We start from the raw sequence: 24,778 nt of genomic DNA, 5'->3' as shown, positions 1-24,778 counted from the left end.
TAGAAAGGTTTTTTAACATGGCAGTAGCACTTAGAATGTCCCGTGGCGGATCCAAGAAACGTCCTTATTACAAGATCGTCGTTGCTGACGTTCGCGCACCACGCGACGGCAAGTTCATCGAACGTATCGGCAGCTACAACCCGCTGCTCGCAAAAGACGACGAAAAGCGTGTTGTCCTGGATGCCGAGCGTGCGAAACATTGGCTCGACATGGGCGCGAAGCCTTCCGATCGCGTTGCTCGTTTCCTTGATGTTGCCGGATTGCTGAAGCGCGAAGCGCGTAACAACCCGAACAAAGGCAAGCCAGGCGAAAAAGCCACCGAGCGTGTGGAAGAGAAAGCTGAAAAGGCTGCTGCTGCTGAAGAAGCCGCCAAGGAAGCCGCTGCGGCTCCTGCGCCGGTAGAAGAAGCTCCGGCTGAAGAAGCTGCTGCTCCTGAAGCCGCTACAGAAGCAGCGGCAGCTGAAGAAACACCTGCGGCTGAAGCGGCTCCTGCCGAAGAAGCCAAAGCCGAGGAAGCTCCTGCAGCTGACAAAGCCGAAGGTTAATCAACCGATGATAACGCGCACCGTTCGTCCCGAGCTTGTCGAAGGAGAACGGTGCGCTTATTTGTGGTGGGCCTGTGGCCGTTTTGGACCCGACAGGCTCAGCACGAATGGAATTTATAAATGATTGCGGAGAAACCCGTCCCACTCGCCGTCATCATCGGCGCACACGGGATCACCGGCGAGGTCCGGCTCAAGCTATTCTGCGACAGTCTCGATAGCCTGACCGTTCACAAGAATTTCAACGGCGGCGCATTGACGCTGAAATCTGTCAAACCCCATAAAATGGGTGCGATTGCACGGATTGCCGAAATTACCGATCGCAACGGCGCCGAAGCCGCTCGCGGCACCGAATTAACTGTCCCGCGCTCTGCCTTGCCGGAGCTGGACGAGGACGAATTTTACCACATCGACATCATCGGTCTGCGCTGCATCTCTGACGCGGGCGAAGAACTGGGCAAGATATTCGCCATTTACGAATTTGGCGCTGGCGATGTCATCGAGATAGAGCGCGCCAACGGCAAGAAGTTCATGGTGCCGGTTATCGCGATCGATATGGCTAACGACCCGGCAGTCGTTCAGGCGGAGTTCGTCGAAGAGTGATCGGTCCGATATTCTATATCCTGCTGATCGTTCTACTGGTCGCAGTGCCGGCAATCGCAGGCTGGAAGCTGAGCGGGAAGCACGGTCAATCGATCCGCATGGCGGGAACGGTTCTGGCAGGGCAGCTGGTTCTCACCCCCGTCATCGCCTATATCACTTTCTCGGAAGGCACGATCGTTGCTGATAATCCCGTAAAAACAGCGCTCACATATGCCGCCATGGGGATAGTCATCTCGATCATGACATTCGTGGCTCTAGAGATTAGAAGCACCACTAGGAGCGGAAAAGCCGAGGTTCGCGTGACGGAGACAGATACACGCAATGATCCGGCGATTGTCGAACCGCAATGATGCTGGTTGTCATCATTTTTCTGATCGCAGGGCTGACCATCGCGATCATCGAGATCGCAAAACGGCTCAAGCCGGACATAAACTTGGCCTGGCTGCCATTTTGGGCCAGTCTTCCGATACCCGGATTGCTCGTGCTATATTGGTTGTTCAACCTCTGGTGGCTGCAATCCGATCACTGTCTGGATGGTCGGGTCTGTGGCCGGGAAGGCATTGTGTACATGTCCGTCGGGGTCGCCGTGGGTATGTTCGGCAGTTTCTTCGTGGGCATGACGACTTCCATATTATGGATTAACTGGCGCAGGAAGAAATGACCTTCACCGCCCAAATCCTGACCCTTTACCCGGAGATGTTCCCAGGACCGCTCGGCACGTCGCTGGCGGGCAGGGCGCTCTCGGAGGGTAAATGGACCTGTGACCCGATAAACCCCCGCGATTTTACCACCGACAAGCATCGCAGCGTCGACGACACGCCAGCGGGCGGTGGTGCCGGCATGGTGCTTCGCGCTGATGTCATGGCGACGGCAGTGGACCATGCGGTGCAGCGGATGACAGAGAAAGTCCGTTCGTCTCGAGCGCAGTCGAGAGACGGTGTGGGGGGCGACGGTGTCTCGACTTCGCTCGACACGAATGGGAAGGGTCCGTTCGACAGCAGCGGGGAGAAGGCAGCCCCAGATGCCGTTCGTCCTGAGCCTGTCGAAGGACCGGGTGGTGAGGCGAGCGGTGCTTCGACAACCCCGGATCAAGTCCGGGGACGAACGGCTACCAGTGCGCCAACCGCCCCCATCCTCGCCATGACACCACGCGGAAAACCGCTGACGCAGGCACGTGTCCGCGAAATTGCAGCCGGTCCCGGCGTCACCATAATCTGCGGCCGTTTTGAAGGATTTGACGAGCGCCTGTTCGATGCCCGCGAGATTGAAGAAGTCTCGATTGGCGACTATGTGCTTTCCGGCGGAGAAATGGGCGCTTTGGTGCTTTTAGACGCTTGCATTCGGCTGCTTCCCGGGGTAATGGGCGCGTCTTCTAGCGGAGATGACGAGAGTTTCGAGAATGTTATTCTGGAATATCCGCAATATACCCGACCTCAAATATGGGAAGGGCGCATTATCCCTGAAGTCTTGCGATCGGGGGATCATGCGAAAATAGCTGCTTGGCGGAAACAAAGGGCAGAGGAAGATACACGGCTAAGGCGGCCGGATTTATGGGAGCGTCACAGGGACTCTCCGGATCAGTCGCCCTCTGGTGCGCAAGAAAAAGATAAAGATAAGGAATAGGTCATGAACCTGATTCAAACACTAGAAAAAGAAGCAGTAGACGCGTTTATCGCTTCGAAAGAAATCCCCGAATTCCGTGCTGGTGATACAGTACGTGTCGGTGTTCGCGTCGTTGAAGGCGAGCGCGTTCGTACCCAGAATTACGAAGGTGTGTGCATCGCACGGACCAATCGCGGCATGGGCTCCAACTTCACCGTACGCAAAATGTCGTTCGGCGAAGGCGTCGAGCGTGTGTTCCCGCTTTACTCCCCGAACATTGACAGCATTACCGTGGTTCGCCGCGGTATCGTGCGTCGTGCGAAGCTTTATTATCTTCGCGGTCTCACCGGTAAGCGCGCACGTATTGCGGAACGCCGTTTGAACCAGCCTACGAAAGGCACCGAAGCCAAAAAATAGTTTTCGCTTCATAAAAGTTTCAAACAGCCGGTTCTCCCCACCAGGAAAACCGGCTGTTTTCATATCAGCCACAGGAAAAGTTTCATGGGTTACAAAATTGTAGTTGTCGGTGCCACGGGCAATGTCGGGCGCGAAATGCTCAACGTCCTCGTCGAGCGCGAATTTCCTTATGACGAGCTGGCCGCCGTCGCGTCATCGCGATCGCAGGGCAGCGAGGTCGAGATTGGTGATTCCGGAAAAATGCTCAAGGTCCAGAATATCGAGAATTTTGATTTTGCTGGCTGGGACATGGCTTTGTTTGCCGCAGGTTCGGCTGCGACCAAGGAATATGCGCCCAAGGCTGCTGCTGCCGGCTGTGTTGTGATCGACAACAGCTCGCTCTATCGCATGGATCCCGACGTTCCGTTGATCGTGCCCGAAGTGAACCCCGAAGCGATTAGCGGCTATACCAAGCGCAATATCATCGCCAACCCCAACTGCTCGACCGCCCAGATGGTTGTGGCGCTCAAGCCGTTGCACGATGCAGCAGTGATCAAGCGAGTGGTTGTCTCGACCTATCAGTCGGTCTCCGGCGCAGGTAAAGGCGGCATGGATGAACTGTTTGAACAGTCACGTGCGATTTTTGTCGGCGATCCAAAGGAAAATCACGTCTTCACCAAGCAGATCGCGTTTAACGTGATCCCGCATATCGATGTCTTCCTCGACGACGGTTCGACCAAGGAAGAATGGAAAATGGTCGTAGAGACCAAGAAAATCCTCGATTCCAAGATCAAGGTCACCGCGACCTGCGTCCGCGTGCCGGTATTTGTCGGCCATAGTGAATCGATTAATATCGAGTTCGAAAATGAACTCTCCGCTTCGGACGCGCAGAAAATCCTCCGCGATGCACCGGGTATCATGCTGATCGATAAGCGCGAAGACGAAGGCTATGTCACCCCGGTCGAATGTGTCGGCGACGGCGCAACCTTCATCAGCCGTGTCCGCGAAGACCCTACGGTCGAAAACGGCCTGAACATCTGGTGTGTCAGCGACAATCTCCGCAAGGGCGCGGCGCTCAATGCCGTTCAGATTGCCGAACTGCTGGGCCGCAAGCATCTGAAAAAGGGCTAGTGCGCGCTACCCGCAGCTTCGGCTGAATCGACTTTTATCCGCTGGGGTTTCTTCATCAGGAACACCAGCGGAATACATAGGGCGGTGACAATCGCCATCAGCCAGAAATCGCCGAGATAAGCGATCATCAGCGCTTGTCTATTTACCTCGCCGTCGATCATCATCATCGCCTGTTCACCATATTGTCCCAATCGAGCGATACTTGTCGCGCTTAATGGCGAAAGCCGGGCTTCGGTAACATTGGCGGCGAGATCCGCGTGGCTGGTCTGCCAGTTGCGGCCGAGCAGGCCGACAAATACCGCAATCCCTACCGAAGCCCCGATTGTGCGAGACAGATTGAGCAGGCTTGCTCCATCCGTCCGCAAGGCAGACGAAAGCGTCGAAAATGCCAGGATGTTCATGGTGACGAACAAAGCGCCCATGCCAAGCCCCTGGACCACGCCGCTGGTGATGATCGGCCAGCGGTCCATCTCCAGACTCCATCCGGTCATCATCCATGCGGAATAGGAAGCGAGCGCCATGCCGGTTGCGACGATGAACCGGGCATCGACCAGCGTCGCAAGGCGGCTACCGATAGCCATGCCGATAAAGACCCCGACCCCGCGCGGCGCGAGCAATATGCCGGCATCAATCGGTGTGTAATGGTAGATATTCTGAAGCATTGGCGGCAACAACGCCATGGTCGAGAACATCGAGACACCCGCTACAATCATCAGCAGCATCGACGTAACAAGATTGCGGTTCTTGAACAGGTCCCTGGAAAGAAAAGTGTTGTTCGCCGTCGCCATATGAATTCCGAACAGCCATAACGCGCTCGCCGCTATTCCGAATTCGATGATTATCTCCCAGCTTTCAAACCAGTCCTCCCCGTTGCCGCGATCGAGCATGAGCTGGAAGGACGCGATGAAGACGGCGAACAGGGCATATCCGAACAAATCGAACTTGCGACGGGAAATCGGGCGCGACGGCAATAATGTCCACAGCATCACACAGGCGATGATGCCGAGAGGAACATTGATCAGGAAAATCCATTCCCAGCTATAATTCTCGGTCAGATAACCGCCGATGATCGGGCCGGTTATCGGCGCAATCATCACGCCCATGCCCCAGATTGCCATCGCTCTGGGATGGTTTTTCGGAGGATTGATATCGAGCATGACGGTCTGCGACAACGGCATGATGAAGGCTCCGGACAATCCTTGGATGACCCGGTAGAACACCAGCATTTCGAGGCTCGATGCGGTGGCGCATAACAAGGAAGATGCGGTGAATCCGGCAATCGACAGCAGAAACAGATTGCGGGAACCGATACGGTCCGCAATCCAGCCGGTGATCGGGATGGCGATGGCGGTGGCCAGAATATAGCTGGTCAACACCCAGGTGACGGTATCCAGCGTCGCTCCGAGACCCGATTGCATGTGGGGCAGGGCGACGTTGGCAATGGTAGAATCCAACATCTGCATGATATTGGCAAGCATCACGGCAATGGTGAGCAGCATCCGGTTATTGACCGGTAATGCTGCTTCGTCAGGGTTGTCGGAAATCACTCGCTGCCGTTACGGAGATCGACGGTTACTTCTGCCGAAATCCCGGCGATCAGCTGCCGAGCGGATTTGTCCAATATCTTGATCCGCACCGGAACCCGCTGGGTAACCTTGACCCAGTTTCCATTGGCATTCTGGGCGGGCAATACCGAGAATTCCGATCCGGTACCCGCGCCGATACTATCGACCCGGCCGTTCAGTTCCAAACCCGGATAAGCATCAAAAGAAATCTTTGCTTTCTGCCCGACTTTCATTCTGGCCAGATCGGTTTCCTTGAAATTTGCCTCTATCCAGCTGCTCGCATCATTGACGATCGATACCATCGGCAGACCGGAAACCATCATCTGCCCGATTTGCAATCGGGTCGACTGGGCGATGCGTCCCGCGACCGGAGCCACTACCCGGGTGCGATCAAGATTGAGCCGCGCCTGATCGCGCGCGACCTTGGCATCGGCGACGGCAGGATATTCTCCCGGTGACGCTGATCCGGTCGACAGCCGAGCCTTCGCCGCGACGACGTCGGCTTGGGCAGATTTCAGTTTGGCTCTGGCGAGATCGACTTCATGCTGCGCAGCGTCCAGTCGGGCCCGGGTGGTGAATCCTTTGTCCATCAATGCCGCCTGACGCTGATAGTTGGACTGGGCGAAAGCGATGTCCTGACGCGCAACCTCGATATCGACACCACTGACTTGGTAATCTGTCTGGAGATTTTGTACTTCTACCTGAGCGGCTGCGACCCGGGCGTTGCTTTGGGCCAGCGCCAGTTCAAAGGGAACCGGATCAATCGAGAACAGCAGATCGCCCGCGGCAACCTGCTGGTTTTCGCTGACGCCAACTTCAACAATTTTCCCGCCAACCTCGGCGGAGACAGATACGATATCCTGCTGGACATAGGCATTGTCGGTCGAAGCATAGCGATCGCTGGTTATCCAGTAAAATATCCCGAAGGCAGCGAGCATCAAAGGTACCGACAGCATCAATATCCAGCGTCCGATACGGCGCGCAAGCGAGCGCTCGGGTATATCGGGGGTGGTTCGCTTCGGGTCTTCCACGACGTCCATCGCAGGGTTTGGATTATCAGCCATGGGCAGTTCTATTCCGTTCAGAATCAGCTTCGTCGATCGACTGGAGATTGCTGCGAAACAACTCGAGCAAAGCCAGCAATTGCGCACGGTCAGTACCGGGCATATCGGCGAGCGCTTCCTGCAATAAATGTTCACCGATTGGTTGCAGCTGATCGCTCAATGCAACGCCCTTCGTCGTCAGAAACAACTGCCATGCCCTGCGATCAGCAGAATCCCGCCTGCGCTCGACCAGTTCGGCATCCTGCAAACGATCGACCATCCTACACAATGTCATGGCGTCCAGTTCCAGCATTTCCGCTAGCGCACTCTGGTTGATCCCTTCATTGCGTTTAAGCCAAGTCAGAACCCGCCATTGCGGCCTGGTCACACCGATAGCCTTGGCCCGCTTGTCAAAGGTACGGCGGATCAAACGGGAGATGTCGCCGATCACGAATCCAATATTGTCGCTCATCCAATCAATTTAATAACATATTTTATTATATGCAATGATTAGATTCTGATGGCCGGCCAGTCAGTTTACCAAGCAGTACCCACGAAAAAGCCGGCGCGTTGCGGCGCCGGCTTTCTACTTCGTCAGATATGGATGGGATCGATCAGAAGCCCTTGCGGACAGTCATCCCGATAGTACGGGGCTGGCTCACCCGGTAACCAAGGCGTGCACGCCCACCACGTTCTCTGTCGAAGGACAGTAACGCATTTTCGTCGAATACATTCTTCACATAGACAATGACATCAAGCTGGTTGTCCAGTTCGATACCTGCGCTGAGATTGACCATCTGATAGGATGGCAATTTCAGGTCCACCACGGTGGCTTCATTTCCGGTTGCGCCGCCAAAGGGTAGGCCGGACACGAATGTCCGAGGATTGTTCACCTGATCGCTTGGCTGGGTGAAGCGGCTGCCGACATGCTGGACCGACGCGTTGACGAACGCATCGCCCGATCCGATCGGGAATGTGTAGGTCGCGTTTGCCGACACCTGGAATTTGGGAACCGAAGGAAGGCGATTGCCGTCCTCTACGCCGCCCAATACTGCTCCGCTTCCATCGACAACCGTGGAGTCAAATTCGGCTTGCAGGATCGAACCGGAAAGGCCGAGATCAAAGCCTTCAATCGGTTCGGCGCCCAATTCCCATTCGAAACCGGCGGTGTGCGCCTTGGGCACGTTGAACGAAATTCGCGAAGAACAGGAACCGGCGTCCAAGGTTACCTGAAGATTCGAAATGTCGGTGTAGAAGGCCGCCGCGTTGAAACGGATACCGCCGCGCTGTGCTTTCACGCCAAGTTCGTAATTCCACAGCTTCTCGTCATCATAGTCCTGAAATGCGCCAAAAATCGCCGCATCCTGGGCTGTACACAATGGTACGTTCAGCGGATCGTTGACGCCGCCCAGACGGAAACCCTGAGAAGCCTGTGCGTTGATCTTGATATCCGGAACCACTTCGTAGCTTACCAAAAGCCGCGGCGTGAAACCGGTGGACGAGGTTTTGTCGACCACTCCGGTGTCGCCATTTGCAAAGAGACCGCCGGTCGAGATTGTCCGGACTTCGCGGAAATCGTAATAACGGCCACCGGCGGTTACGGTCAGCGCATCGGTCAAATCGAAACTGGCTTCACCGAAAGCGGCGAACTGTTCGATATCATAATCGAGATCGGAGTTGAACGGCGAGTCGACGGGAAAGCCGTTCGCGACAGCAGCCGACGTTCCGGCCCCCAATGTCGCATCGGTAAACGCATCATATCCCGGGGTTGGCAGGCGCTGTCTGTAACGGCGTTCGACGGACGAATAATATCCGCCGACTACCCACTGGAATGGGCTGTCGTTATCCGATGCAAAGCGAACTTCTTGGCTGATCTGCTCGACATCGGTCACATCGCGCAAATTGGAGGGAAGGGTAACCGCAGCATCAGGAAACCCCAGATCGACCGACACCGATCCGGACAGCGCGCTGGCATCGCGGCTTACCAAAATGTTGCGATCGGTAAAGCTGGTGACGGTCGTCATCGCTACCGATCCGAGCTCGGCATTGACCACGAGATCCGCAATCAATGTTTCATCGCGAAACGCTTCGTCGAGCAAAAGATATTGCTGACGTTCGCCAAGCGTTACTGCCGGGCGTGTGGTGGTAAACGGGTTGGCGAAAAGGTTGAAGACTTCCTGCCGGTTGTTACCGTTGGCAATCACTTCCTGATAGATGACGCGCGGAGTGATGGTCAGGCCTTCGGTTGGCTGCAATGCCAGTGCCAAACGGCCACCGTAACGTTCGCCGGAGTTGACATCTTCGGTGATCCCGCCGCCTTCGCGAAGAGCATCGATAAACCCGCCATATTGCGTGTAATATCCGACGGCCCGGATCGCGGCTTTATCTTCAACCAACGGGACGTTGACGGCACCTTTCAGGTGCCAGCCCATGTCATCGCCGTCGACCAGCTGCACATCGCCTTCGACGAGAGCGCTAGCGTCGTTAAAGTCGGGTTGGTTGGTGATATAGCGGATCGTTCCGCCGATCGAGCCAGAACCGAATAATGTTCCTTGCGGCCCACGGAGGGTTTCGACCCGGTTGAGATCGAACAGGTCGAGGTCGGGAGTGAATAGCGACAAAGAAATCACCGATTCATCGAGATAGACGCCAACTTGCTCCTTGACGCCGGGTTGATCGCGAACAATCTGTCCGGCAGAAACCCCGCGAATGGCGACCTGGCTTTGGCCGGGGCCGAGATTCTGGATGCTCAGGCCAGCGACGTTGCGGCTGATATCTTCCAGAGTTACTGCGCCGCTTCGTTGAATATCGGCCTGGGTTTGGGCGTTGATAGAGAATGGAATGTCTTGGAGATTGGCGTTACGCTTTGTCGCGGTAACGATGATGATATTGCTGTCTGTTTCTGCAGCAGCCTCTGTTTGCGCCAATGCCGGAGCAGCAGTTGACATCACAGCTATTGTCGAAAGGCCAGACAGCAGGATTTTGCGAGAATGTTTGAAATTTTTCATTTGAAGTTCCTCTCCTCAATGTTGCCGACAAGATAAAGAACTGGGGGTACAGGTCAATTGCGAGCCGTCATTGTGAAGATGGATTGGTCCTCTATTGTGCCAATAATGTCACTCCGTTGCACATTGGACACGGTGGTTAAATTTCAATCAACTATTGCTGGATATGGCTCTTTTCATTGGAGGAAATTCCGGCGCAGGGAAGAAGCGAACCCCCGTATCACCAGATACGCTTGCCGGTGATTTTGCCTTCGACAACAAAAATGCACTTCGTTGGTATCGCCGGATTTCTTCTGTGTTCGTTCCGTAGGCCACCGACCAGCTCTTCCTGGCGGTGCTGTGCACTGAACCAAGCGTTAGGGAATTCCTTGCCCATTTCATGGTCCCGATTTTAGGGGCTTGCCTTTGCAATCAACCCCGGTGCAATATCCGGCTATGACATTACATGCAGACGTATATTGGTCCTTCCGCTCTCCCTATAGCTATCTCGCGACGCGGCGTTATGTTGCCTTGACGGAGGAATATGATCTGCAGATCAACCAGCGGTTCGTTTACCCGCTGGCGATCCGGGAACCAGACTTTTTCGAGAAAAATCACCCCAATTGGCTGGGCTATGTGTTCAAGGATATATTCCGGGTCGCGCAGCATATGGGCATTCCCTTGGCACCGCCCAATCCCGATCCGATCGTTCAGGATATCGCGACCCGCAAGATTGCCGCCGAGCAACCCTATATTTTCGAACTGACCCGCATGGGTCAGGCTGCCTCGCGGCGCGGCAAGGGACTGGAATTTGCCAATGAGGTCTCGCAACTGATCTGGGGCGGAACCGCAGGCTGGAACGAAGGTGATCATCTGGAAAAAGCAGCGCAGCGGGCCGGACTGGACCTGACAGAACTTCGCGTCGAAGCATCGACCCAGTCGGAGGGACTGGACGCAGAAATCGCCGACAATCAAAAGGCGCTTGAAGCCTCGGGCCATTGGGGAGTGCCGACGCTGGTGTTTGAAGGTGAGCCGTTTTTCGGGCAGGATCGGATTGAACTGGCGGTCTGGCGGATGAAGCAAAAGGGGCTTGCATCACGCTAGATTTTGAAGCTTTCCTACAGTGCTTTGAAACGCTAAACTATAGTCTTGGCCGGCCTTCTATCAGTGTCGGGGCTGATAGTCTCCGGGTCACCGGATGGGATGCCGGCAGGTTTTGCAGCATATCGTTCCTTGGCCCTAACTTTGACTAACTTTGGATAATGAGAGTCGATAAATGACCGCAAAAAGCTGGGACTTTTCTTCCTTTGACGGGGTAAGCCTCAAAATCCATGAAATGGGAGAAGGCCGTCCGGTGGTGTTGCTCCACGGCCTGTTTTCCAACGCAAACACCAACTGGATCAAATTCGATCATGCGCAGGCGCTGGCCGATGCCGGTTTCCGGGTGATCATGCCCGACCTGCGCGCTCATGGTGAAAGCGAGGCACCGCATGATCCGGCTGCCTATCCCGATGATGTGCTGGTTCAGGACGCCTTGGCGTTGATCGCGCATCTGCAATTGTCTGATTATGCTCTCGGCGGCTTCTCGCTGGGAGCCCGGACCACGGCACGGCTGCTGGTGACCGGTGCCAGTCCGTTTAAAGCGATACTCGCCGGCATGGGGCTCCAGGGTCTTGCTGGATGGGAACGGCGACAGGAATTTTTCCAGGAGGCGATCCGGCTCAAGGATAGTGCCAAACGCGGCGATCCGTACTGGATGGCTACCCAGTTCATGAAAAGCCAGAAAATCGATCCTTTGGCGGCGAGTTTGTTGCTCGCGACCTTTTCCGATATGGATCCTGCTGATGCCGCAAGCATAGAAACAGAAACATTGGTCCTTTGTGGCAGTGAGGATGACGATAACGGCGATCCGGAAGAACTGGCAGCGATCCTGCTCAACGGCCACTATGTTGCAATCCCCGGAACCCATATGAGCAGTGTGACCAAGGTGGAAATGAGCCAGGAAATGGTACGCTTTTTGGTCGGATAGGAGGAACTATGCCGAAACTATATAGCTGGCGCAATTTCTGGATATTCTGGGGAAGCGGGATGGCCTTGTTCATCTATCTCATCGCTTCAGGCGGGGCACTCGAGACCGTGGTTGCCCCCGGAGGCATATTGGATCACCAAAGCGCGGCAAACGCCCAAAGGGTGAACGATATCCAGCAGAGTTGGGCTGACGCAGGTGTCCTGGAGTTGGCACGTTGGGGCATGATCGCGGATCTTATATTCATTACCCTTTATATGTCCGGCGGCATCATCGGCGGAAGGCTGATCTGGCAGCGGGCGAAATCGCCGACGCTGAAAAAACTGGGCTTGTTGTGCGTACTAAGCTATTTCCTCTTCGGTCTGACGGACTATATCGAAACCGTCAGCCAACTGGTCCAGCTTGTTCTTCAACAAGGTAGCGACTTGCTCGCGGGCACGGCGGCGCTGGTTCGCCCGATCAAAATTGTCGCCTGGATAGTCGGCACCATCGCCATATTACTAGCGCTAATCTGGCGATGGCGTGAAACACGGGCTTGACCGGCCGCCAAGAAAGTTTCAATTCCAACCAAATTCATAATAGTTGAGGATGACAATATGAAAACCGCCGCTTCGATCTTCGCAATCGCAACCATGGCTCTGTCTACGCCGGCCTTGGCCAAGCATCATGAAAATGATGCGATGGACGAAACCGCTCCGCCCACCGCCGTTGATGCGAAGCAATTTGTCGACGATACCGAAAAGGAACTGTTTGATTTCTCGATCGACGCCGCGCGGATCTACTGGATCAATTCGAATTTCATCACCGACGATACCGACGCGCTGGCGGCGAAGGTCGGCGCGCAAGGGACCACGATGTCGGTGGAGGCCGCAATCGAAGCTGCCAAGTTCAACGACGTCAAAGGTCTCGATGCGGTCACCAGGCGAAAGCTGGATAAATTGCGCGGCGGGATCGTTCTGCCAGCACCCACAACGGAAGGCGCATCTACCGAGCTGAACGAGATCGCAACCAAGCTGAACTCCGCTTATGGAAAAGGCAAGGGCACGCTGAACGGCAAGGAAATCAACGGTTCCGATATCGAAGCCGCCATGGGCACCAATCGCAATCCGGAAGAACTCTCCGAAATGTGGGCAAGCTGGCACAGCAATGTCGGCGCGCCGATGAAGGATGATTATGCCCGGATGGTAGAGATTGCCAATCAAGGCGCTGTGGAGCTCGGCTTTGCCGATGTCGGCGCAATGTGGCGCTCCGGCTACGACATGCCGGCGGATGAATTCGCCAAGCTAACCGACAAATTATGGGCGCAGGTCAAGCCGCTCTACGACCAGTTGCATTGCTACACCCGCGACAAGCTCAACGAGAAATATGGCGATGAAGTCCAGGCGAAAACCGGCCCAATCCGTGCCGATCTGCTCGGCAATATGTGGGCGCAAGAATGGGGCAATATCTATGATATCGTCGCACCGGAAGGCGCTGGCGACATCGGTTTTGATACCACCGAACTGCTGACCTCCAAAGGTTATGATGCGATGAAAATGGTCAAGGCAGGCGAGGGGTTCTTTTCCTCCCTCGGCTTTGAACCGCTGCCGGAGACTTTCTACAAAAGGTCACTGTTCACCAAGCCCGCTGACCGCGAAGTCGTTTGCCATGCCAGCGCCTGGGATATCGACAATGTCGACGATATCCGGATCAAGATGTGCATCAAGGTCAACGGGGACGATTTCACCACCATCCACCACGAGCTTGGTCATAATTATTACCAGCGCGCTTATAACAAACAGAGCTATCTTCATCTCGACGGTGCCAATGACGGCTTCCACGAAGCCATCGGCGATGCCGTCGCCTTGTCGATCACGCCGGAATATCTGGTTCAGGTAGGCTTGCTGGATAAGAGCAAGGTCCCGAGCGCCGACAAGGATATCGGACTGTTGTTGCGTCAGGCGATGGACAAGGTCGCGTTCCTGCCATTCGGCCTGCTGGTCGACAAATGGCGCTGGCAGGTTTTCTCCGGCGATATCCAGCCGGAAAACTACACCCAGGCCTGGCACAATCTCAAACTTGAATATCAGGGCATCGCTCCGCCGGTCGAGCGGCCTGCTGATGCTTTCGATCCCGGCGCAAAATATCACATCCCGGGCAACACCCCTTATTCACGCTATTTCCTAGCCCGGATTTTGCAGTTCCAATTCTACAAGGCCGCTTGCGATGCAGCCGGATGGAAGGGGCCGCTGCACCGCTGTTCTTTCTATGGCAACGAGCAGGTCGGTGCGAAGCTCAACGCGATGCTGGAAATGGGTGCATCCAAGCCCTGGCCCGACGCGCTTGAAGCCTTCACCGGTACGCGGGAGATGGATGGCAAGGCTATGATCAGCTATTTCGCTCCGCTGATGGACTGGCTGAAGACAGAGAATGCAGGAAAATCCTGCGGTTGGTAGACATTAAAAAGCCGGCGGGAACCTAGGTTTCCGCCGGCCGTTATTTCGATCGCTTTGGATTAAAGCTGATCGAGCATATATTCTGCGGCACTGACTTTGAAATCGCCCGGTGCTTCGACGTTCAGTTCTTCGACGACGCCGTCATTGACGATCATCGAGAAACGCTGACCGCGCGTACCCATGCCAAATCCAGAACCGTCCATTTCAAGTCCGACCGCTTTGGCGAAATCGCCATTGCCGTCAGCCAGCATGGTCACGTCTTCGGAGCCCGATGCCTTGCTCCACGCGCCCATCACGAATGCGTCATTGACTGCGGTACATGCAATTTCATCAACGCCCTTGGCTTTCAGATCGGCGGCTTTGTCGACATAGCCAGGAAGATGCTTTGCCGAGCAGGTCGGCGTGAACGCGCCGGGAACCGAGAATAAGGCTACTTTCCTGCCGGCGAAATATTCGCTCGAGCTCACTTGCTGTGGGCCTTCTGCGGTTGCCTTGACCAGATTCACTTCGGGAATTTTATCGCCTTTGTTGATCATGTTTTGCTCCTCATCTTGGTTGGGTATTGAAACTTGTCTCGATTAATGAACGTGGTGGCAGCCGCGTAAAATTGCAAGCAAGTCCACCAAACAAATCGCCGGCAAATTTTGCCATGGGCAGTTCGTCATTGCATCGCTATGCTACAGGCAATGGATGATCTCGTATTTTTCTCTGGACAATTTCTCCTCGCTACGCCGGGAATGGCAGACCCCCGGTTTGCGCGGTCGGTGGTGGCCATCTGCTCCCATGATGAAGACGGTGCGTTGGGAATCAACATAGGCGAAACGGTCGAAGGCATAAGCTTTCACGATATCTTGCGGCAGTTCGACATTGATCCGGCCGAAGCGCCTGACCGCGAGGTGTTTCTCGGCGGTCCGATGGAGACCCAGCGCGGTTTCATACTCCATAGTCTCGATATCAATATGTCGGATACGCTTCAGGTCGGGGATCGCTGGGGGCTAAGCAGCTCGGTCGACATGCTCGGTGCGATTGCCAAGGGACGCGGTCCCAAGCATTGGACCATCGCGCTCGGCTATTCCGGATGGGGAGAAGGACAGCTGGAAGGCGAGCTCACCCAGAATGGCTGGTCGATCGCCGAAGGCTCTCCAGACTGGCTTTACGAGACCCGGTCCGGGGACAAATGGTTGATGGCCTGGCAGGCTCTGGGGATTGATCCGGCAAAGCTGTCGACGGGATTTGGCAGCGCCTGACCCATTGATTGTTACGACCTGCGGGGCTGTAGACTCACATAATATCAAATATAAAGACATCTTTATATTTGCTTCTGAGGCCACGAGCGGTTATTGAAAAGCCATGTTGCCGCACCGGATTGCCCGTGCGGCATTTCGTTTTCAAGGAGACAAGACGTGGCTACCGCAACCCAAGATTATGTCATCAAGGATATTTCCCTCGCCGATTTCGGTCGCAAGGAAATTGAAATAGCTGAAACCGAAATGCCGGGCCTGATGGCTTTGCGCGAAGAATTTGGCGCAGACAAGCCACTGAAAGGTGCTCGGATCACCGGTTCGCTGCATATGACCATTCAAACGGCCGTGCTGATTGAAACCCTTCTCGATCTTGGCGCGGACGTCCGCTGGGCTTCCTGCAATATTTTCTCGACCCAGGATCACGCCGCAGCGGCTATCGCAGCAGGCGGAACCCCGGTTTTTGCGATCAAGGGCGAAACTCTGGAAGAATATTGGTCCTATGTTGAGCGTATCTTTGACTGGGGCACAGACGAAACCTGCAACCTGATTCTGGACGATGGCGGCGATGCCACCATGTTTGCCCTTTGGGGTGCCCGGGTCGAAGCCGGTGAAGAATTGTTCAAGCCGGATAACGAAGAAGAAGAAGTCTTCGTCGCGACCCTGACCCGCTTTTTGGCAGAACGTCCCGGTTATCTGACCAAGACCGTTGCAGCCATCAAGGGCGTTTCGGAAGAAACCACCACCGGCGTTCACCGCCTCTATGAACTCGCCAAGATCGGCAAGCTTCCTTTCCCGGCGATCAATGTCAACGACAGTGTGACCAAGTCCAAGTTCGACAATCTTTATGGTTGCAAAGAGTCGCTGGTTGATGCGATCCGCCGTGCAACCGACGTCATGCTGGCCGGTAAGGTCGCAGCGGTCGCTGGTTTTGGCGACGTCGGCAAGGGTTCGGCACAATCGCTCCGCAACGGCGGCGCGCGTGTGCTCGTAACCGAAATCGATCCGATCTGTGCGCTTCAGGCTGCCATGGAAGGCTTTGAAGTTGTGACGATGGACGAAGCCACGAAACGGGCTGACATCTTCGTGACCACAACCGGCAACAAGGATGTCATCACCGTTGATCACATGCGCGCCATGAAGGATCGTGCGATCGTTTGTAACATCGGTCACTTCGACAGCGAGATCCAGATCAGCGGCCTCAAGAACATGCAGTGGACCGAAATCAAGCCTCAGGTCGATGAAGTCAAATTCCCCGACGGCAAGAAGCTGATCATCTTGGCCCAAGGCCGTCTGGTCAATCTTGGCTGTGCAACCGGTCACCCGAGCTTCGTTATGTCGGCAAGCTTTACCAATCAGGTGCTGGCGCAGATCGAATTGTGGTTGCGTCCGGAACAATATGAAAATGATGTCTATGTTTTGCCAAAGCATCTCGACGAGAAAGTCGCGGAATTGCATCTCGCGAAACTCGGCGTGAAACTGGACAAGCTTAGCCAGGAACAGGCCGATTATATCGGTGTCCCGACAGAAGGGCCGTTCAAGCCGGACCATTATCGCTACTAGGCGGATAAATATTCAGAATTAAAAAGCCGGGCAGTGCGAATATCACTGCCCGGCTTTTTGCTGTCTGGATTTTAGAGTTGTGAGCTCAGCGGGATGTGAACTGCGTCTTGCGTCCATCCGGATTGCCGGGAAATTGTGGCCAAAGATTTTGCGACAATGCGCGGGCGCTGACCGACTGGATGCCTGCTTGTTTCTCGTACATCCAGTAGTTACGCAGGATTATCGAGACATAGCCGCGGGTCTCGACATAGGGAATGCTCTCCATGAACAGGAGCGGGTCATCATTGTCGACCACTTCGCTGTTCCAGCGTTGTACCGCACCGGGGCCGGCATTATAGGCCGCTGCGATTTTCGGAAGCTTGCCTCCGGTGATCGATGATTTGCCGAGATATTCGAGATAGGATTGGCCATATTCGAGATTGGTCGAAGGCCGGTATAGGTCGGCTTCGTTGAAATTGAGGCCATTTGCCCGCGCGATATCGCCGGCGGTTCCAGGACGCACCTGCATCAATCCGATCGCGTTGGCCGGGCTGACAACCTGGCTACGAAACGCAGATTCCTGCAACGTATGCGCATAGATGAGTGCCGGATCTACCCGCCATCCGCCATCCGGCTTCCATTTCGGCGCAGGATAGCGGGACTGGGCGTCCGGCGTCATTCCGCGTGGAGCATTATGCGCCAGCCAGAGCTGGGTCCGTGGCAAATTCAGTTCCCGCGCAAGTTTGATCAGGGCAGGGTGATCACTGTCCACGCCAATTGTTGCCTGATACCGCAATGTTTCATCGGCTAGCCGTTCTTCGCCGATTTCGACCAGCGCGATCGCAGCCCGGACATTCTCGTGACGCTCGAGCGCCCGCCAGTCCGATTTCTCGAAACTTTCCATGGTTTCCGATTTGCTCGACTCCATGCCTAGGGTCTGGGCGGCAAGCATTCCATAAAAACTGTCATCGATACGCGCCGCAGCCTGTAGCTTGCCCTGGACCTTTTCTGGTTGACCGCATTTCAAATCTGAACGCGCGCTCCAGTAAAGGCCGGAGGCCTTCAGGTCTGCGTTGGCGGCTGAGCGCCCGACTTTTTCAAATGCGATGCTAGCGGTCCGGCAATCGTTCAGGCGCCAGGCCGCCAATCCTGCGACCCAGTCGGCATGACCAACCCATTCGCCGGCGCCATTTTGGGCTTGCTGGGCCAGTCGCAAGGCAGAGCTATTGTCATTCTCGATATAATAAGACCATGCGACCCGTTGCTCCAATTCTGTGCGTCCTTCGGACGACATGTTCTGAGCGTTGGCGCTGAGCAGGGATTCTGCGCCTTGCGGATTGTCATTCTTGATAAAATCGATGATCTGGCCACGCACTCCGTTGGCGGCGCTGTCCGAATTCACGTCATTCGGTTTCGAACGAATAGGAGAGCCGGGAACCCAGGAAAGATTGCGGCGCTGTGGCAGGCTGGGCAGCAACTGCGCTCCGCGTTTCTCGGCCAAGCGACCCAATTGGGCTGCCTGAGGGATCTGCGGGGCCTCGTTGACCAATGTCAACAACGGTCCGAGCTCGGCCCGGGGACTATTGGCTGCGAGAAAATATTCCGCCTGTGCGATTGATTTGAGCGGACCTATTGGCGCGCTGTCCATCAGGTTTTTCGCGCGCTCCCACTGATTGGCGTTCATCGCCGAGAATAGCGCTCGATAATGCTCGGACTGCTGCCGCTTTAATTGCGAAGGAATATCCTTGGCGATCGATGCGCTGTTGTAGAGCACCGCACCGTCATCGGCGAGCGCAGGCGTCGCGATGAGAGTGAGAAGGGATGCAGTCAGTGCCAGTTTCAGTTTCACGAGGTAGAAATCCTTGTCAGCATTTGCAAATCCTTCCAAGCTTCGGCCTTGAATAACGGCCGCTCGATCAGGATCCGCGGATGAAACGTTACGATCGCCTCTGTTTTGGAGGACCCATGGTTAATAAATTGCTTATTTTTGCGCGCTGACATCAGGTCTTCACCAAATATTATCTTCGCTGCGAGGTCGCCGAAGCAGATTACGCGCTGGGGACGGACCAGTCCGATATGGTGAAAAAGCCTCGTTCTCAGGGCGGTCCAGTGGGGCTCGTCAATTCTGCCATCAAACGGCAAAGCCTGAACAATCGTTGTCGAATAGGACTTTTCCGAATCGCAGCCGATCGCAGCCAGCATCTTGCCCAGAAGCTTCTGATTGTCCGAATTGAACAATTTCACGTCACCATGAGAATTTTTTTCCGGAAGCGCCGAAATCGTCATAATCTCCGGTTCCAGAGCGCCCTGAGGCGCGACGCGATGCTTCGACCATTTCGCTTCGATCAAGTCATCGCTATTGGCTAACCAATCAATAAAATCCGCGTAATCTGTTGGCAAAGGTTCGCTACGGACGGGAAGAATGGGCTCTTCCGGCACGCGTTTCGTAACGGAAGCAGCGGGGGAGCTTGTCACCGGCGGTGGCGCCGCCTCGGCTGTCAGGAGCGCGGAGGGTTGATCGGCATAATCCAGTTCGACACCGGCGAGAGACCACCAGTTCTGCAGACTGTGGATCATCGACTCAGTGGATGGATTTGACGTTGGTGAGTTGATTAAATTCATTTATGCATAGAGTCATGAGTTGACGAATAGGTCAATTGGCGGGAAAGCAGGTTCCTGCCCAGAGGGTTGCGGTTTACGACAGACCGAATGTAGATGAGAATAAAAGCAAGAATTGTAGGAAAAGCGACATGAGTGAACGTGAGTCAATGCCTTATGACCTGGTGATAGTCGGGGGTGGTCCCGCGGGTCTCAGTGCAGCCATAAGATTCAAGCAGATGGCGGACGAGGCAGGCAAGGACCTCTCGGTTTGCATTCTGGAAAAGGGCTCCGAAATCGGAGCGCATATTCTTTCCGGAGCGGTAGTAGATCCCAAGGCTCTCGATGAACTGCTGCCGTCATGGCGGGACGAGGATTGCCCCTTGGCGAAGACACCGGTCACCGAGAATCATCACTGGGTCCTGACCAAGAACAAGAAATTCTCGATACCTCATTTCATGACGCCGTCGTTCATGCACAACAAGGGAACCTACACCGGTTCGCTTGGCAATCTGTGTCGTTGGCTAGGCGAGCGGGCCGAAAATATGGGCATCGAAATCTTCCCCGGTTTCGCCGCGGCAGAAATTCTTTACAATGACGATGGCTCGGTAAAAGGCGTCGCTACCGGCGATATGGGCGTTGCACGCGATGGCAGCCATAAACCGGATTACCAGCCTGGCTTGGAACTGCATGCCAAATATACGTTCTTTGCCGAGGGTGCTCATGGCCATCTGACCAAAATATTGAAAAAGCAGTTTGCACTGACTGCCGACAGCCAACCCCAAATTTATGGCCTCGGCATCAAGGAATTGTGGGATATCGATCCCGCCAAGCACAAGGCAGGCCGCGTCATCCACTCGCAAGGCTGGCCGCTTAGCGAAGGCGCAAATGGTGGCGGTTTCCTCTATCATCAGGCTGATAATCAGGTAGCGCTCGGCTTTGTTACCTGGCTCAACTACGAAAACCCCTATCTGTCGCCGTTTGAAGAGATGCAGCGCTGGAAGCAGCATCCGGAAATCCGCAAGATACTGGAAGGCGGCAAGCGCGTTTCTTATGGTGCACGCGCGATCAATGACGGCGGTTTCCAGGCGGTTCCCAAGCTATATTTCCCGGGTGGCGCCCTGATCGGATGTTCTGCCGGTTTCGTGAATGTTCCGCGGATCAAGGGCACGCATACCGCGATGAAGACCGGCATGATGGCCGCGGAGGCTGCTTATGAAGCGATTGTCGCCGAGCGGACAAGCGACGAGCTCAGCGCTTATGGAACAGCCTATGAGAATAGCTGGGTGCGCGAAGAATTGCGGGTGGTCCGCAATGTCCTGCCGGCGGTAGAAAAATATGGCGATTTCCTCGGAACTATATTGTCCGGCATGAACATGTGGGCCGAGCATCTCAAAATCAAAATGCCGTTCACGATGAAATTGCACCCCGATTGGTCGCGGCTAAAACGGGCAGAACATTGTGCGAAGATCGAATATCCCAAGCCCGATGGTGTGATCAGTTTCGACCGCCTGTCTTCGGTGTTCCTGTCCAACACCAATCACGAAGAAGACCAGCCGGTCCATTTGCAACTGAAAGACCCGAATATTCCGGTCGATGTAAATCTCCCGGTTTTCGCTGGTCCATCGGCACGATATTGTCCGGCGGGTGTTTATGAATTTATCGAGGACGAGGCTGGCAAACCGAAGTTCCAGATCAATGCACAGAATTGCGTTCACTGTAAAACCTGTGATATCAAGGATCCGTCCCAGAATATCAATTGGGTCGTTCCAGAAGGGGGCGGTGGTCCAAATTATCCGAATATGTAAGCTCAGCCTTTGCGCGCTTGTCGTCGCCGGGCTCGCCGTTTCACCGGTTCAAGCCAGTCGTGGTGACAGTGCGTCGGCTCTGAACCGCTTTGTCGAAGCGCGACTTGCTGAAGCATCAAATGAGCTCCAGACCGCTTCCTCGGTCTACGCCGAAAGTTTGAAGGAACAGCCGGATAACGTGCTTCTGGCCGGGAAAGCCTATGTCAGTGCGATAAGGGTTGGGAATTTCGATCTGGCAGTGAAAGCCGCCCGGACCCTGCAGTCGCGTAGTAAAGCGGATCCGGAAATGCCGCTGGTGATCTTTGCAGAGGCCTTTGCCTCGCGGGACTGGAACGGAGCCGAACTCGCGATAGTAGAACTGGAAGCGCTCAAGAATTTCGCCTTCATGCAACCGTTTCTCGATACTTGGGTTGCAACCGCGAGAGGGCGGAGTGCCGACGCAACGCTGTCGTCGAAACAAAGTGATTCGACCGCCAAATATTATCTCGAAGAACAGCTAATATTGAATAGATTGGCGAACCGGCGGGAAAGCGATGCCGTTGGTCTGTTGGTTGGACTTGTTCAGCGTGATGAAGCCAGGATGGCGCCGATCCGGATGATCGCTGCCCGGCATTTCTGGGCGATCAATGATCCGGCAACGGCGAAGGAAATTCTAAAGTCAGGCTCTTCGGGACCCGAGCAGAAATTGTTGGAGCAGATCGAGGCCGGACAGAAGAAGGGCATTGCGCAAAAAGTCGATGCATCACTTGGTCTCGCCTTTCTTTTTCAGAGACTGTCCAGCGATCTGGCTGCGCAACAAGCCCGGTTTCCGGCACAAGTCATGGCGCAGGTTGGCGCTCGGGTTGCCGGCAAATCGGACTACGCATTTCTGACGCTCGGGCGAAGCTATGCTGCTGCGGAAACCCACGAACTTGCTGTCGCCGAATTTTCCAGAATCGGGGTCGAAAGCCCTTATTATTTGGTCGGGCTCAGCTCCGGAATCGCCAGTCTCGTTACCAACAGACAATATGACCAGGCCATCGCCCGGGCCGACATAGCGTTACAATTCAATCCCGACGCCCCCGAATTGCATATATTGAAAGGCCAGACGCTGCAGGTGAAGGGTGACAATGCAGCGGCCGCCAACTCGTTTGAATCGGCCATTAAACTGGGTGAGAAGCTTGGACGCCCTGCTATGCTGATGGCCAGCTACTGGCTGGCGTTGGGCGGAGCCCAGGAACAAGCCGGGATTTGGCCAGAGGGTTTGCAGGCATTGCAGAAAGCCAATGAATTGCTGCCCAACTCGCCAGCCATTCTCAATTATCTGGGCTACGCCCAACTCGAACGGAGGGAAAATAGGGAAGCAGCGGTAGCGGCGATCAAGCAGGCGCATGAATTGCGATCGGATTCTCCAGCAATTACCGACTCCCTTGGCTGGGCCTATTTCATTACCGGAGAGCATGATCGTGCCGTGACCTATTTGGAGAGCGCTCTCGAAGGCCAGCCGCAGGATCCGACGATCAACGAACATCTTGGTGATGCCTATTGGACTGTCGGTCGTCTTTACGAAGCGCGCTATGCGTGGAAATCGGCGAAACTGTTCGCCGAAGGAGAGGATGTGCAACGCCTTGCCAGCAAGATCGATCTCGGCTTGCGACCCGAACTTCTGTCGCCCTGATGTCCGATTCCAATTTGGTTATGACGAATGAAGAAACTGCATATGCAAAGATAAATCTGGCGTTACACGTCCGCAAACGATTGCCGGACGGTTATCATCAGATTGAAACCATCTTTGCGTTTCTCGATCAGGGTGATGTGATTTCGGTGGAACCGGGCGCGGGTGTGACGCTGGAAATCAGCGGACAGTTTTCCGAGGGATTGAGCCGCACGGACAATCTTGTTTTGCAGGCTGCCCAGCGTCTTGCGGAGTTATCGGGAGTAACGCAGGGCGCGCGGCTCCATTTAGACAAGCGGCTCCCTGTTGCCTCGGGGATCGGCGGAGGCTCGGCCGATGCCGCAGCAACCTTGCGACTGCTCAACCGCTATTGGGGACTGGACCATTCCCTCGCTGCACTCGCTGATGTTGCAAAGCCGCTGGGCGCGGATGTCCCTGCCTGCGTCCATAGCGAGACATGCCGCGGTACAGGCATCGGTCAGGATTTGGCGATCATAGCCGGCGATGATTTGCGCAATCATGCTGCGCTATTGATCAACCCCTTGGTCGGGGTGTCGACGGCAGACATTTTCGCTGCATGGGATGGTGTCGATCGCGGCGCGCTCGGCGACGGGAGTCCAATGGAGATTGCCAGAAACGGCAGAAACGACCTCCAGAAACCCGCTGTTGCGCTGGTACCGATATTGACGGATATGTTGCAATTGCTCGACGAGAGCCAGCCGGTCATGGCGCAAATGTCCGGCTCCGGCGCAACCTGTTTTGCCTTGTTTGACACGCTGGACGCAGCCGCAGCGGCCGAGCGCCACTGCCGGAAGGCGATGGACAATATCTGGACGATGATAGGAGAATTTCGATGACTGAAGCTTTTGAAATATCCGGAGTTCCATATGAAGGCGGGGTGCTGATTGTGGTCGATCATGCGTCCAACCATGTTCCGGATGAAGTTGATCTGGGTATTTCGCCGCAATTTGCGGATGATCATATCGCGTTCGATCCCGGCACTGCTCCGATTGCCCGCATGATGACAGAGACTAACGGTTATCTCGCGATTCTCAGCACGGCTTCCCGGCTAGTGGTGGACCTCAATCGCTATCCGGACGAAGCTTCGGTCATCCAGCCGCGCAGCGACGGGGTCGAAATCCCGGGAAACCATCTCTCCCCCGAAGGCAGAAAGGCTAGGATAGACAGCTATTTCACCCCTTATCACGAGCGGGTTCGTTCGCTGATCGCTGACCTCAAGCCCTCGCTGGTACTCTCGCTGCACAGTTTTTCACCTACGCTCCGGTCCGATCTACAGCTGAAACGCCCTTGGGACGTCGGGATCATGTATAATGAATATGAGACGGCATCCCGCTTTGCGATACAGTTTCTCGAACAAGAACCGGAACTCATCATCGGCGATCAGCGTCCCTATTCGGGCAAGGAACTGAACGCGACGATGAACCGCAATTGTGAAGCCGTCGGCCAGCCCTATTTCGGCGTCGAGCTCCGTCAGGACCTCATCATGGAAGAGGCTGGGCAGCGTCGTTTTGCCGACATTTTATTGCGTACTTGCGATAAAATAAGAACGGCTCTTGCTTAAACGTCGGAGTTTTGGAAGGACGATCC

25 protein-coding genes are annotated in these 24,778 nt (G+C 55.2%); 17 read left to right on the top strand and 8 right to left on the bottom strand.

The annotated features are described in order from the left end of the window. Positions 1 to 17 precede the first annotated feature (17 nt). The 7 genes from rpsP (at position 18) to V7680_RS02875 (ending at position 4,274) form a co-directional block, all read left to right on the top strand. The gene (gene rpsP, locus V7680_RS02905) at positions 18 to 545 is read left to right on the top strand and encodes a 30S ribosomal protein S16 (protein WP_335651789.1); all 528 of its coding nucleotides are present in this window, start codon (positions 18 to 20) and stop codon (positions 543 to 545) included. A gap of 123 nt (positions 546 to 668) precedes the next feature. After that, positions 669 to 1,145 (top strand): ribosome maturation factor RimM, encoded by a 477-nt coding sequence (gene rimM / locus V7680_RS02900; RefSeq protein ID WP_335651818.1) that lies wholly within the window; start codon positions 669 to 671, stop codon positions 1,143 to 1,145. Next, positions 1,142 to 1,495 (top strand): hypothetical protein, encoded by a 354-nt coding sequence (locus V7680_RS02895; protein WP_335651788.1) that lies wholly within the window; start codon positions 1,142 to 1,144, stop codon positions 1,493 to 1,495. The genes rimM and V7680_RS02895 overlap by 4 nt, the downstream gene beginning before the upstream one ends. Next, a complete protein-coding gene (locus V7680_RS02890) occupies positions 1,492 to 1,806 on the top strand; it encodes a hypothetical protein (RefSeq protein ID WP_335651787.1) in 315 nt (104 codons plus the stop codon). Before V7680_RS02895 ends, V7680_RS02890 begins: the two co-directional genes overlap by 4 nt. Next, on the top strand, positions 1,803 to 2,768 hold the full coding sequence (gene trmD / locus V7680_RS02885; RefSeq protein WP_335651786.1) for a tRNA (guanine(37)-N(1))-methyltransferase: 966 nt from the start codon (positions 1,803 to 1,805) through the stop codon (positions 2,766 to 2,768). Before V7680_RS02890 ends, trmD begins: the two co-directional genes overlap by 4 nt. A 3-nt stretch (positions 2,769 to 2,771) precedes the next feature. Beyond that, the gene (gene rplS, locus V7680_RS02880) at positions 2,772 to 3,164 is read left to right on the top strand and encodes a 50S ribosomal protein L19 (protein WP_335651785.1); all 393 of its coding nucleotides are present in this window, start codon (positions 2,772 to 2,774) and stop codon (positions 3,162 to 3,164) included. 84 nt (positions 3,165 to 3,248) lie between these two features. Further along, positions 3,249 to 4,274 (top strand): aspartate-semialdehyde dehydrogenase, encoded by a 1,026-nt coding sequence (locus V7680_RS02875; protein WP_335651784.1) that lies wholly within the window; start codon positions 3,249 to 3,251, stop codon positions 4,272 to 4,274. Here the strand turns inward: V7680_RS02875 and V7680_RS02870 are convergent. The 5 genes from V7680_RS02870 to V7680_RS02850 form a co-directional block, all read right to left on the bottom strand. Next, the gene (locus V7680_RS02870; RefSeq protein ID WP_335651783.1) at positions 4,271 to 5,821 is read right to left on the bottom strand and encodes a DHA2 family efflux MFS transporter permease subunit; all 1,551 of its coding nucleotides are present in this window, start codon (positions 5,819 to 5,821) and stop codon (positions 4,271 to 4,273) included. The genes V7680_RS02875 and V7680_RS02870 overlap by 4 nt on opposite strands. Further along, positions 5,818 to 6,903: an HlyD family secretion protein gene (locus V7680_RS02865; protein ID WP_335651782.1), complete on the bottom strand. Its 1,086-nt coding sequence runs from the start codon at positions 6,901 to 6,903 to the stop codon at positions 5,818 to 5,820. The genes V7680_RS02870 and V7680_RS02865 overlap by 4 nt, the downstream gene beginning before the upstream one ends. Further along, positions 6,896 to 7,354: a MarR family winged helix-turn-helix transcriptional regulator gene (locus V7680_RS02860; RefSeq protein WP_335651781.1), complete on the bottom strand. Its 459-nt coding sequence runs from the start codon at positions 7,352 to 7,354 to the stop codon at positions 6,896 to 6,898. Before V7680_RS02860 ends, V7680_RS02865 begins: the two co-directional genes overlap by 8 nt. 142 nt (positions 7,355 to 7,496) lie before the next feature. Beyond that, on the bottom strand, positions 7,497 to 9,890 hold the full coding sequence (locus V7680_RS02855; RefSeq protein ID WP_335651780.1) for a TonB-dependent receptor: 2,394 nt from the start codon (positions 9,888 to 9,890) through the stop codon (positions 7,497 to 7,499). Between the two features lie 217 nt (positions 9,891 to 10,107). Further along, positions 10,108 to 10,263 carry a hypothetical protein gene (locus V7680_RS02850; RefSeq protein ID WP_335651779.1) on the bottom strand — a complete coding sequence of 52 codons (156 nt, stop codon included), beginning with the start codon at positions 10,261 to 10,263 and terminating at the stop codon, positions 10,108 to 10,110. A 59-nt stretch (positions 10,264 to 10,322) separates the two neighbouring features. On the opposite strand from V7680_RS02850, the gene V7680_RS02845 reads away from it, so the two are divergent. The 4 genes from V7680_RS02845 to V7680_RS02830 all read left to right on the top strand — a co-directional run bounded on the left by V7680_RS02845 (position 10,323) and on the right by V7680_RS02830 (position 14,327). Next, entirely contained in the window at positions 10,323 to 10,970 is a 648-nt protein-coding gene (locus V7680_RS02845; RefSeq protein ID WP_335651778.1) for a 2-hydroxychromene-2-carboxylate isomerase, read from the top strand. A 172-nt stretch (positions 10,971 to 11,142) separates the two neighbouring features. After that, on the top strand, positions 11,143 to 11,895 hold the full coding sequence (locus V7680_RS02840) for an alpha/beta fold hydrolase (protein WP_335651777.1): 753 nt from the start codon (positions 11,143 to 11,145) through the stop codon (positions 11,893 to 11,895). An 8-nt stretch (positions 11,896 to 11,903) separates the two neighbouring features. Next, positions 11,904 to 12,431: a hypothetical protein gene (locus V7680_RS02835; protein ID WP_335651776.1), complete on the top strand. Its 528-nt coding sequence runs from the start codon at positions 11,904 to 11,906 to the stop codon at positions 12,429 to 12,431. Positions 12,432 to 12,488: 57 nt separating this feature from the next. Further along, on the top strand, positions 12,489 to 14,327 hold the full coding sequence (locus V7680_RS02830; RefSeq protein WP_335651775.1) for a M2 family metallopeptidase: 1,839 nt from the start codon (positions 12,489 to 12,491) through the stop codon (positions 14,325 to 14,327). 59 nt (positions 14,328 to 14,386) lie between these two features. Here V7680_RS02830 and V7680_RS02825 read toward each other — a convergent pair whose 3' ends face one another. After that, positions 14,387 to 14,863 carry a peroxiredoxin gene (locus V7680_RS02825; protein ID WP_335651774.1) on the bottom strand — a complete coding sequence of 159 codons (477 nt, stop codon included), beginning with the start codon at positions 14,861 to 14,863 and terminating at the stop codon, positions 14,387 to 14,389. A 150-nt stretch (positions 14,864 to 15,013) separates the two neighbouring features. Here V7680_RS02825 and V7680_RS02820 point away from each other — a divergent pair, with 150 nt between their 5' ends. Both V7680_RS02820 and ahcY read left to right on the top strand, forming a co-directional pair. Beyond that, positions 15,014 to 15,574: a YqgE/AlgH family protein gene (locus tag V7680_RS02820; protein WP_335651773.1), complete on the top strand. Its 561-nt coding sequence runs from the start codon at positions 15,014 to 15,016 to the stop codon at positions 15,572 to 15,574. A gap of 156 nt (positions 15,575 to 15,730) precedes the next feature. Next, positions 15,731 to 17,131, top strand: coding sequence for an adenosylhomocysteinase (gene ahcY / locus V7680_RS02815; protein ID WP_335651772.1), 1,401 nt, complete (start codon positions 15,731 to 15,733; stop codon positions 17,129 to 17,131). Positions 17,132 to 17,216: 85 nt separating this feature from the next. On the opposite strand, the gene V7680_RS02810 is transcribed toward ahcY, so the two are convergent. Beyond that, the gene (locus V7680_RS02810) at positions 17,217 to 18,959 is read right to left on the bottom strand and encodes a lytic transglycosylase domain-containing protein (RefSeq protein WP_335651771.1); all 1,743 of its coding nucleotides are present in this window, start codon (positions 18,957 to 18,959) and stop codon (positions 17,217 to 17,219) included. After that, positions 18,956 to 19,687, bottom strand: a complete 732-nt coding sequence (locus V7680_RS02805; protein ID WP_335651770.1) for a uracil-DNA glycosylase family protein — start codon at positions 19,685 to 19,687, stop codon at positions 18,956 to 18,958. Before V7680_RS02805 ends, V7680_RS02810 begins: the two co-directional genes overlap by 4 nt. Before the next feature lie 173 nt (positions 19,688 to 19,860). Here V7680_RS02805 and V7680_RS02800 point away from each other — a divergent pair, with 173 nt between their 5' ends. From V7680_RS02800 to V7680_RS02785, 4 genes are read left to right on the top strand one after another with little or no spacing between them, the layout of a single operon-like run. Continuing rightward, a complete protein-coding gene (locus V7680_RS02800) occupies positions 19,861 to 21,516 on the top strand; it encodes an electron transfer flavoprotein-ubiquinone oxidoreductase (protein WP_335651769.1) in 1,656 nt (551 codons plus the stop codon). Further along, positions 21,491 to 23,173: a tetratricopeptide repeat protein gene (locus V7680_RS02795; RefSeq protein WP_335651768.1), complete on the top strand. Its 1,683-nt coding sequence runs from the start codon at positions 21,491 to 21,493 to the stop codon at positions 23,171 to 23,173. The genes V7680_RS02800 and V7680_RS02795 overlap by 26 nt, the downstream gene beginning before the upstream one ends. After that, positions 23,173 to 24,027 (top strand): 4-(cytidine 5'-diphospho)-2-C-methyl-D-erythritol kinase, encoded by an 855-nt coding sequence (locus V7680_RS02790; RefSeq protein ID WP_335651767.1) that lies wholly within the window; start codon positions 23,173 to 23,175, stop codon positions 24,025 to 24,027. The genes V7680_RS02795 and V7680_RS02790 overlap by 1 nt, the downstream gene beginning before the upstream one ends. Next, entirely contained in the window at positions 24,024 to 24,752 is a 729-nt protein-coding gene (locus V7680_RS02785; protein WP_335651766.1) for an N-formylglutamate amidohydrolase, read from the top strand. The genes V7680_RS02790 and V7680_RS02785 overlap by 4 nt, the downstream gene beginning before the upstream one ends. Positions 24,753 to 24,778 lie beyond the last annotated feature (26 nt).

This window comes from Parasphingorhabdus sp., assembly GCF_036963705.1.
Classification (GTDB): Bacteria; Pseudomonadota; Alphaproteobacteria; order Sphingomonadales; family Sphingomonadaceae; genus Parasphingorhabdus.
Note: the sequence above shows the minus strand (reverse complement) of the source record. Positions and strands in the feature narration are given on the sequence as shown.

Coding starts and splice junctions, on each gene's coding strand:
- rplS (WP_335651785.1), top strand. CDS start 2,772: ATGAACCTGATTCAAACACTAGAAAAAGAAGCAGTAGACGCGTTTATC.
- V7680_RS02835 (WP_335651776.1), top strand. CDS start 11,904: ATGCCGAAACTATATAGCTGGCGCAATTTCTGGATATTCTGGGGAAGC.
- V7680_RS02805 (WP_335651770.1), bottom strand. CDS start 19,687: ATGATCCACAGTCTGCAGAACTGGTGGTCTCTCGCCGGTGTCGAACTG.
- V7680_RS02830 (WP_335651775.1), top strand. CDS start 12,489: ATGAAAACCGCCGCTTCGATCTTCGCAATCGCAACCATGGCTCTGTCT.
- V7680_RS02820 (WP_335651773.1), top strand. CDS start 15,014: ATGGATGATCTCGTATTTTTCTCTGGACAATTTCTCCTCGCTACGCCG.
- rpsP (WP_335651789.1), top strand. CDS start 18: ATGGCAGTAGCACTTAGAATGTCCCGTGGCGGATCCAAGAAACGTCCT.
- V7680_RS02890 (WP_335651787.1), top strand. CDS start 1,492: ATGATGCTGGTTGTCATCATTTTTCTGATCGCAGGGCTGACCATCGCG.
- V7680_RS02785 (WP_335651766.1), top strand. CDS start 24,024: ATGACTGAAGCTTTTGAAATATCCGGAGTTCCATATGAAGGCGGGGTG.
- V7680_RS02840 (WP_335651777.1), top strand. CDS start 11,143: ATGACCGCAAAAAGCTGGGACTTTTCTTCCTTTGACGGGGTAAGCCTC.
- trmD (WP_335651786.1), top strand. CDS start 1,803: ATGACCTTCACCGCCCAAATCCTGACCCTTTACCCGGAGATGTTCCCA.
- V7680_RS02845 (WP_335651778.1), top strand. CDS start 10,323: ATGACATTACATGCAGACGTATATTGGTCCTTCCGCTCTCCCTATAGC.
- V7680_RS02865 (WP_335651782.1), bottom strand. CDS start 6,903: ATGGCTGATAATCCAAACCCTGCGATGGACGTCGTGGAAGACCCGAAG.
- V7680_RS02800 (WP_335651769.1), top strand. CDS start 19,861: ATGAGTGAACGTGAGTCAATGCCTTATGACCTGGTGATAGTCGGGGGT.
- V7680_RS02850 (WP_335651779.1), bottom strand. CDS start 10,263: ATGGGCAAGGAATTCCCTAACGCTTGGTTCAGTGCACAGCACCGCCAG.
- V7680_RS02790 (WP_335651767.1), top strand. CDS start 23,173: ATGTCCGATTCCAATTTGGTTATGACGAATGAAGAAACTGCATATGCA.
- V7680_RS02825 (WP_335651774.1), bottom strand. CDS start 14,863: ATGATCAACAAAGGCGATAAAATTCCCGAAGTGAATCTGGTCAAGGCA.
- V7680_RS02860 (WP_335651781.1), bottom strand. CDS start 7,354: ATGAGCGACAATATTGGATTCGTGATCGGCGACATCTCCCGTTTGATC.
- V7680_RS02855 (WP_335651780.1), bottom strand. CDS start 9,890: ATGAAAAATTTCAAACATTCTCGCAAAATCCTGCTGTCTGGCCTTTCG.
- V7680_RS02875 (WP_335651784.1), top strand. CDS start 3,249: ATGGGTTACAAAATTGTAGTTGTCGGTGCCACGGGCAATGTCGGGCGC.